Source organism: Thauera sp. AutoDN2 (assembly GCF_051280715.1).
Lineage (GTDB): Bacteria > Pseudomonadota > Gammaproteobacteria > Burkholderiales > Rhodocyclaceae > Thauera.
In genome coordinates this window covers 1-8,231 of record NZ_JBNCAR010000057.1, presented here as the reverse complement: position 1 = coordinate 8,231, position 8,231 = coordinate 1, and the positions used below count along the sequence as shown (strand labels likewise).

The window sequence follows — 8,231 nt, the reverse complement described above, 5'->3', positions numbered from 1 at the left end:
TGTATTCCTGTTTCGGGATGCGCTTCATGTCGTTCTTCCTGTCTTTGCGTCGATCGTACGACGACTACGTTGGAAGACGAAATCCGTGGGGCAGCTCACTTCCTTCGGAAGCATTGGATCGCGAGCCCTATCGTGTCAGCAGCCTTTTGCGGGACAGCGAGCGCTATTTCCAGCAGACCTACACTGATCTGGGTGAGAATCAGTGTTCAATATCCAGCTCAATTGCATATGCCCGGCTCAAGAAGCTGCTGGTGAGCGAGATGGATGTCACGAGCGCACTCGGGGCACAAACCGAGATTCAGGCTAGGCTGGAGGATCGGTTTTCCGCAGTATGGATGCGGGAAGTCGTGCCTGGATTCTGCAGGACGGCTCAGGAGTCTGTATCAGGTAGCCTGAGCGGTTTCCTCGGTCGTTCAAAACTCTATGGTCCCGGTTATTTGTTGGCGCTCGCGATCTCTGTTGCGGATCGCGAAGAGGATGTTGCTGAGTTGTTCGCGTCCTGTCCCTCCGAAACTGAGGTCGAGAACTCTGAGGTGCGGCGGAGCCGTATTGGGCGGTCACGGCTTGCTCGCGCTTATGTAAGAAATAGAGGGCTCTACGCAGCCTTTCTTCCTAGGCAGGAGGTCCAGCGGGAAGCCTGCAAGGCGCGGCTTGCCGCGATGGGGCTGCCCGACCTTGATGAGCCACTGCTCGAGGCAGTGAGGTTGTTTTACATGGAGGATCTCCCGATCTCCGAGGCGATTCAGAGATCGGGTGTAGAGCTGAAGCGCTTCGAAGCTGCTTTGAGGATCGCGGGCATGTCGCTGCGCCAAGCGTTTGAACAGATGGCGGGTTTGAGGAGCGAGCCCCAGCGATCATGACGATGTCCGCTTGTGGGCGACGGCCACTGGTCACGGTGTCGGTGTGTGGATTACCTATCTGGTGCCTGTTCGTGCCGAGGGCGCGTTGAAGCCGATCACGATTTTCATGAGGCACTCCAGAGGGTCGCCCAGAAACCGTCGTCAAACGGCATCAGATCTTCGAAGCGCATCATCTTTGTTGGGTCTCCGCTCCTGAGCGCGATTACAGCGGTTTGTACCGGCGCGAGATAACGGGAGGCGGCCTTTTGAAAGTCCTCCAAACGCAGGCTGTCGTCCGTGCGTTCGAGCGCCACTCGGTGCGCAGCAAACCACAGTGCGACGATCAGGCGCGGCACGCCGGCGGTCAGCTCGATTACCAGATGACGCAATGCGTCAGGATCCGACACCGGATGCTTGACGTACTGGTACCGCAGAAGCTGCCTGAAGAAGAGGTCCTTGAAATCCGGGTGGTCCGGGCTCTTGAACGGTGAGAGGTGGTGATAGCCACCGCCTACGATGCGCTGGATCGTGCTCATTCGCTTGGTCAAGGCCCCGACGCCATCGGGTGTGCCAGACAGGATGACGGGGATCTCCCAGGTGTTGAGAAGGGTGAGAATCCAGCGCAGGCACTGGTCCTCGACGATGGAGAGTTCTGCACCTTCGTCAAGCTTGCTACGCCGCCGCTTGAGGGTCGCAAGCTTGAAGAAATTCTGTACTTCATCGAGATGCAGGATGCCCAGAAAGTGTGAGAGGGCGACCTGCCTCCACTCATCCAACATTCGCTGGCCATCGCGTCGCTCGCGCGCAAGGTTGGTTGCAAAGCGCATGCTCGGACCGAGACCCGCCTTATCCATGGCAATGTCCCATGCTGTCATCAGATTAGCAGCCAGGTCTGCGCTGCGTCCGCTCGCAGGTACATCCACACTTAACGAGACCATCTGGTGGTGCTCGCCAACAAGCCGCGGGAAACTGGCGTGTGTGATCACCTGCGTTGGGTAGCAGTTCAACGCGCGCAGGATCGACTCCGTCTTCCCCGTGCCGGAATGGCCGACGACCAGTGCGGCCATTGCCGGGGCGCGAGCTGTTTTGTGCGCCCCGTGTTCCCCGCCGACGTGGCCCCACGTCTTTGCTTGGGTGGGGTCGCGGTATCGGTAACCCTGTCGGGTCATCAGATCAACCGTTTGCTGTACGCGCGCACTCTCGCCACTTGGAATATGGAGATCGCGCAGCGACAACAGATGATGCAGTCTGAGGTGGTGCGGGATGTCCGCGGCGTTCTGTGGCGGGGTGGGTAGGTATATCAGGGCGCGATACGCCTCCTGTCGCGTGAGGATGGGGCCAAGCCCCTCGATCAGAATGTTCCCTGCATATGGGCTTTCAGAGTCTGCTCTACTCATCATGGCCCTCTGCGTGGTCCATCCCCTCCAGGATCTGGCGCATCGTGTCCAGATAGGTTTCGTCATACCCGTCAATGGGAAGATGCCCACTTTCTTGGATTGGGGCTGACGGGGGGACAGGGCTGGTTGAGCGCTCCAGCTCCCGCGCTTCGGTCATGGTTGGTATTGGCCCGCCAGCGTGTTCAACCGCCTCGGCGGTGAGCCGTTTTGCGCTGGCGATGATTTCCTGTCGCCGCGCTCGGCCCGAGAGCAGTTTCAGATTGCGCTGGTGTTCGCGGTCCGGCGCATCGATCCTGTAGAACGCCTCGGCATCCGCGACCTCGTCCATCGTGAGTTCATGGGAAGCGGTCGAGTGGTCAGCGAGCATGAGTTCGAGCAACCCGGTATCGTCTGGTTTAGGCGTCCAGAGACGCGATACAGATCCAGGGAAATAGTTGCACGGGATGTTCCAGCCGCCGAATGCGCGAGCGTCTGAAGACCACTGGGCATCGTCTGCGAACTCGGATTCGTAGTGACGCCCCGCGAAAAAGATCCCGTTGCGCCTGATTCGCGCACTTGCGCTCGGTAGCAATTCCGTAACCAGGTCGGTCTTCGAGACGGCTCGGCGGTATCCAATCCCGACTTCGTGCCCCCAATGCCACAGGCCTGCAGGGCACGGAGCGACACCGTCAGCCTTCATGTGTGCATCGAGATCACCATCCCGAGATGCTGCGAGGTTGTACTCGGTGAAATGCACATCGAGCAGGTGCACGAACTCGCGAACAGTGAGGGCCGCCTCATTGGGGTTGAACCGCCGTAACTCGTACTCCACCCTGCGTGCATCGATCGCTCCGGGGGTAAAGGGGTACTGCTTATCCTTGGCGATTCGATGGAGGACCTCGACGAGCCCCTTCATGTCGGGCCGATATGGGGGCGTATAGCTCTCGCTCGGAAGCAGTTCGATACCGGTCTGCTTGGCGGCCTGAGACAGATATTCCCCGCGATCACACAAGAGTCGCGCGCATAACGAGGGCGCCGGTTTGAGTGTGAACAGGGGCTGATAGCCCCAAAGATCCCCGATTAGTGCGGGGTCCGATCCCGCGCAGAACAAGGCGAGCTTTGCCATGTCCCAACTTGGTCCCGCGAGGCACACGTAGTAGCCAACGACGGCTGTCGACCAGACATCGACGATGATGTAAACGATGGGGCGCCCGATGATCCATGCACGATTGACCGACGAGCGCAGGTAGATGTCGCCGACGGTGGAGTCGATCGCCCACGTGTGCCCCGGCCCGGCAACCCCCTGCCGACTACACCCCCGCAGACCTCGCAGGGCGCGTTGGTAGTGGCCCTTGGTCGTGGCGTCGATGAACCGCTGCAGCCGGGGAATTCCGACTTCGAGCACCTGCCGTATCTGCCTGCGGTTGGGATAACTCCCGCGCTCAAGGTCGGCAGATACCAGCGTCCCGTCGGGCGCCTGGTGATAGCGCTTCACGAAGGCACTATCGATGATCTGTGTGACCCGCTGCGACATTGGAGGCTTTGGGGTGGGGATCTTTCTGTCCGCCGCTAGGATGAGGGCTCGCCATTCCGCGCTTGTCCCCGGTTGGTCGGGCGGAAGAAGGATCCCGTACGCGCGAGCAACTCGTTGTTTGGTGGTCTTTCTGCCGGCCTTCTTGCGACCTTCTGGATCGCAGGGCCGAGGCTTGCCCGGGGCGCCGCAGCGGAGAAAACCGAGTGTCAGACTGCGCTCAGAAAACCCGTAGCGGCAGAGCAGCGAGAATATGGTGTAGACGGCCGATCGGCCGAGCCCGCTGGCCTTCATCGCATCCTTGATCAGATTCGCGATGCCGCTCTCGCTCAGAAGCCCATCCCGCAAGGTCGTCACGTCAAGGAATGGCGCTGCGGCGATCTGACGATTGCGATGATGCGTTGCTGATCTCTCGCTCAGGGCGCGCGCGGGGGTATTCGGCATTTCGAACTCCACGTTGAACGCCTCGCCTGAATCCCCTTGGTTGAGCAGTTCATCTCGGTCGAGCCAGAGAACAGTCGCCAGGAGCGGAGCGCGCGCATTCTTGCGCGGAGTCTTTGTGTGTGGGAGGCGTTTCCTCCCGCCGCGTGACCTGGAGTTGGCCTCGTGCGGCGGATCGAGTCTGATCAGGGCAGTCTTGCCAAGACTGGGTTCGTCGAGGAGAACGCGGTAGAGCCCCTCGAACAGCCCAGTCGTGATTCGAATCGCGGCGTTATGGATCAGATCCATGCTGACCTCCCGTTGAGAATCGGGTTGAGGGCGTCGAAATCGGCTTGCGGCAGGAGATGTAGTGGGATGTGCTGGCGCCACCCTCGTCGAAGGTCCGCCGCGAGGCGTCCTGCCCAGATGGATTGCCACAGCGCCCGCTGGGCAACGTCACTGTCGCCCAGTGCGTCGGTGATGCGCTGGAGTGTGAATGTCAGCGAATGCCCATACCATTGATGCACGGCTGCGCATGCAAGCTCGAGGGCACGATTGCAGGCAGGCGTGCCGAGCGCCCAGGGCCAAGTGCGCTGCAGGGTTTGCGCGACAAGGGGTTCGTAAAGGTGCGGGGTGACCAGTAACCAAGCCACGCCGCGCCTTGCCCAGTAGGCTTGTTCAATCCGGAGAAGCTCCTCTGAACGCCTACTGAGCGTCCCCTTGTCCTTGCAGGCCACAGCGAGCAGCGAGCGCTTGCCATCTGCCGCCCGGCGCATTAGCAGGAGGTCGGTGGTCATCACCCAGGGGGCGTGCAGGCCGTCCCCGTGGCATTGCGGGTGACCGATGCCAAGTTCGGCGGCAATTTCAAGGGTACCCGGATGGCTCAGGGACGCAAACCGGGCGTCGTACGCGGCCAACTCGTGTACGGCGGTGCCGAGCGAGAGAGGAAATTGCTCGCGTAGATCGTCACCGGGGGCAAGAAGTCGTGTCGCAAAAAAGAATGCAATCAGCTCGCCGTCGCTCAATAGCTCGCGGTAGCGTCCGCGCCACATAAGCAAATGCGACCGACCCCGACTTGCAGGGTCGCTGCGGCTCACTCGATGCCAGGGGATGTACTGCTCAAATGTGCCGGTGCCGCGCCCCAATGCGCGATAGCGCTCGAGAATGTGGGGCGTGAAGCGTTTCGTCGTACGCATTTCTGTCAATCTCCCGGTTCGTCTGCCCGTGCGATCTCCTCGCTCGGGGCTGTGCGATGAATACGGCGGGAATGGGGGATTGACAGACGCTGGCCGCGTCCGTAACCTGACATTGCTCAGATGTACAGGGGATTCCCATCCCCAGTTAGGAAAGCGCTCGGTTGGCAGACCGGGCGCTTTTTGCTTTCTGTGCCACTCTGTAAGTGGGTGCCTCTCCTATTCAGATAGCGGTTAGATGTCGGGCCTACTTCGTTTGCGCGCGGCTCGTACTCGCCCTGCGAAAGATCGTGGGGTCCTCTCGGAGCGCAAAGCTCACGACTGCCTCAACAAAATCTTGATCCCCCTTGAGTTCGCGAGCGAACTTGGTCAAAGCGATTGCTCTGAGCAGGGTGTTCAACTCGGCGTCGTCGATGTGTAGGGCGCTGCAAAGCCTATCCAGCACTGGCTTGCTTGGCGGGGCTCGTCGCCCACGCTCAATCCCTGCAAGGTGCGATTGGTCCAGTCTTGCATCGAGCGCGAGCGCTTTCTGGGACTGCCGTCTCTCAGCCCGCATGGCCACAAGGAGTTGCCCGAAAAGGTGCTCTGGCGTCATACACGCAATCGCTCGCTGGAATCCCAAAAAGCCACTAGAACATTTTTTCTTGAGCTTCGGTAGTGGTCAGTTTTGCGCGAATATTCGGTGATCCACCGTGGCGCAGAGGGAATGATGGATCGCATCAAGAACGTGGGCCTGCTCATGCGAACAGCCTACTGTCTAGGCAGCCTGCGCCAGGACACGGGGCTCAGTGTGGGCCGCCTGGAGCGCCGCATCAGGCGAAATCAGTACGAGAAAAATGGCTTGACTGCGCCGTCACCGGACTCAGTGCGGGACTACTTCCTCCTTCGCCGTTGTCCTGCCGTCGACGGGACTGAGCGGGGGCAGCCGTCCTGGCTCTTCGCCGCCGAGCTGGAATTTCCCGGCGTTGCTTACCGCTTCTTTCACCCCGTCTTTGATCTGCTGTGGGAGCCAATTCGGTCCTCGCCGCGATGGATCGCTCGCATGGGGCGCATTCCTCAGGTCTGGATCGATGAGGCGATGGCGAAGGGCGACAGCCAACAGGTACAAGAGTGGGAGGCGTTCAACGAAGCAGTGCGGCCGAAGCGGGGGCGCCCGCGAACTCAGGCTGCCGGCGACCCCCTGACCTTGGTGCACTTGGCCCTGCTGCGATTACCGCGAGATGTGTCCGGGCAGCTTTTCGAGCGTAAGGGCCTCGCAAGCACATATGCGAGGATGTATCGACCCTTCAACGAGGAGATACCCCCGCTGGTAGCCCGACCTGGAATGGACGCACTGGCAGCGCTAGTCGGCCTGGTTCGGGAGGCAGCCCTGATCGGTGATGGAAAACGGATGCAGGAGGCCAAGCAGGCCCTGCGGGAACACGTTCACCTTCATGGGGTGGATGGGGCCCTTGCGCGTGTCGAACGGCGGTTTCTGCACTTGATCGATGAACAAGCAAGCGTGAACAACGAGGCGCGGCGGTACAGTACGTCAGAGATCATCGGCTCCGGCTTTCCGGTCACCTGGCAATCGAAGATCTACCGGCAGCTCTCGGAGCCCGATGGCAGAAGGGGCCCGGAGGAGGCGTCCAGCCAGGAAGTGTCATGAGTACGCCAATGCCAGCGGTCGCGACTACGTTGTCATGCTGTTGAGCGATGGCTTTGTCCTATCTGCGTAGGTCGTGGGGCATACAAGCGCGCATCGCAGGACGCCCGGTGGGATTGGCTCACGCCAATGCGAGTCGTCGCAAGCAGGGAGCGGATCGCTGCCGGTCCAGGTTCGGGTCTTGGCCATCGGATGGTCGACTGCGACTGCGGGGGCATCCATCCGGCGAGACGCGCCGCGTCCTGGTTCTAGTTCGGGCATTGCGAATCGTGCAGGGGCTACGCATCCCGAACCTCTCGGGCGACGTTGCCTGGCACTAATGTCTACTTGAGGGGGCTGTTTTGGATCGAAGAGGCCGTTACACCCTGCAGCAACTCATTGATGAGTCAGGAGGCCTATGGAACGATGTCGGCGCGTCTGGGGTTCTCCGGCGGGGAACTACGTGAGATCGTAGCCGAGACAATGAGCGCCGAGCCGCATCAGTATCACGCTGGCAGATTAGACTGACTGAGTTCCCCTGCTCGAGGTGACTTAGGGGGCGTGAGACGGCTATCGATCGCAACAGTATTCTAGTCATCCGGCTGATCAGATTTGTTGCTGGCCTCGTCCTTGGATTCATGTGGGTCGCAAAGGAGCCGGGGTAGGAGACGTCGGACCTGGTCCTCACACCGACTGGGTACGCCGCATTGAAGTGGCAGGAAGTGTCAGTGCGGCTATTGCCCGACACGGCGCTCTGTGTGGTGACGGCTGAATACTCTCGCGGCGGGTGGGCAGAGCGCGATGTGACCGTGCGCGTGCCGGTCGGTAGCGAGGTGAAATTGATCCAGTTGCGCCCCGAGGACGTGGTGAGTCACGCGGAGCGCGGGCGCAAGTTGCCTCGGCGGTTCAGGGAATTGGACGGTGCGAGTTTGCTCCTTCCATGCGTCGGATCGCGTTGCATGGACGGCCAGCCTGCGGTGGGATGGTCTGGGGCGGCGAAGTCGACGTGAGCATCCGCGCAGCCAGGCTTTGACGGTCACAAAGTGCACGAGGTACGAGCCGCCTGGAGAAGGCTAATGAGAACGATGGTGTTGGATCGGAAGGGACTGTGGGCAGTGGGCCTGATTGTCGGTCCACTGGCCCTCGCGGCCAGGGCCATCGCACTCGAATGACATGGCCTTTCTGAAATTTGCCGAAAAAGTGGTTCACGTTCAATAGGTTATGCAGCCATCTTGTGAACCCTCTCAA

6 protein-coding genes are annotated in these 8,231 nt (G+C 60.6%); 2 read left to right on the top strand and 4 right to left on the bottom strand.

All coding sequences use genetic code 11. The annotated features are described in order from the left end of the window. Positions 1-860: hypothetical protein (locus ACPT9U_RS16900; protein WP_435751802.1), on the top strand; the 860-nt coding region annotated here is incomplete at its 5' end. Positions 861-964: 104 nt separating this feature from the next. Here ACPT9U_RS16900 and ACPT9U_RS16895 read toward each other — a convergent pair. From ACPT9U_RS16895 to ACPT9U_RS16880, 4 genes are all read right to left on the bottom strand, one after another. Further along, the gene (locus ACPT9U_RS16895) at positions 965-2,239 is read right to left on the bottom strand and encodes an ATP-binding protein (protein ID WP_435751801.1); all 1,275 of its coding nucleotides are present in this window, start codon (positions 2,237-2,239) and stop codon (positions 965-967) included. Then, a complete protein-coding gene (locus tag ACPT9U_RS16890; RefSeq protein ID WP_435751800.1) occupies positions 2,229-4,475 on the bottom strand; it encodes a hypothetical protein in 2,247 nt (748 codons plus the stop codon). Before ACPT9U_RS16890 ends, ACPT9U_RS16895 begins: the two co-directional genes overlap by 11 nt. Continuing rightward, positions 4,466-5,362, bottom strand: coding sequence for a TnsA endonuclease N-terminal domain-containing protein (locus ACPT9U_RS16885; RefSeq protein WP_435751799.1), 897 nt, complete (start codon positions 5,360-5,362; stop codon positions 4,466-4,468). Before ACPT9U_RS16885 ends, ACPT9U_RS16890 begins: the two co-directional genes overlap by 10 nt. 244 nt (positions 5,363-5,606) lie before the next feature. Continuing rightward, the gene (locus tag ACPT9U_RS16880) at positions 5,607-5,954 is read right to left on the bottom strand and encodes a helix-turn-helix domain-containing protein (protein ID WP_435751798.1); all 348 of its coding nucleotides are present in this window, start codon (positions 5,952-5,954) and stop codon (positions 5,607-5,609) included. Between the two features lie 111 nt (positions 5,955-6,065). On the opposite strand from ACPT9U_RS16880, the gene ACPT9U_RS16875 reads away from it, so the two are divergent. Then, complete coding sequence (locus ACPT9U_RS16875; RefSeq protein WP_435751797.1) at positions 6,066-7,007, top strand: hypothetical protein; 942 nt, start codon at positions 6,066-6,068, stop codon at positions 7,005-7,007. Positions 7,008-8,231: the final 1,224 nt, after the last annotated feature.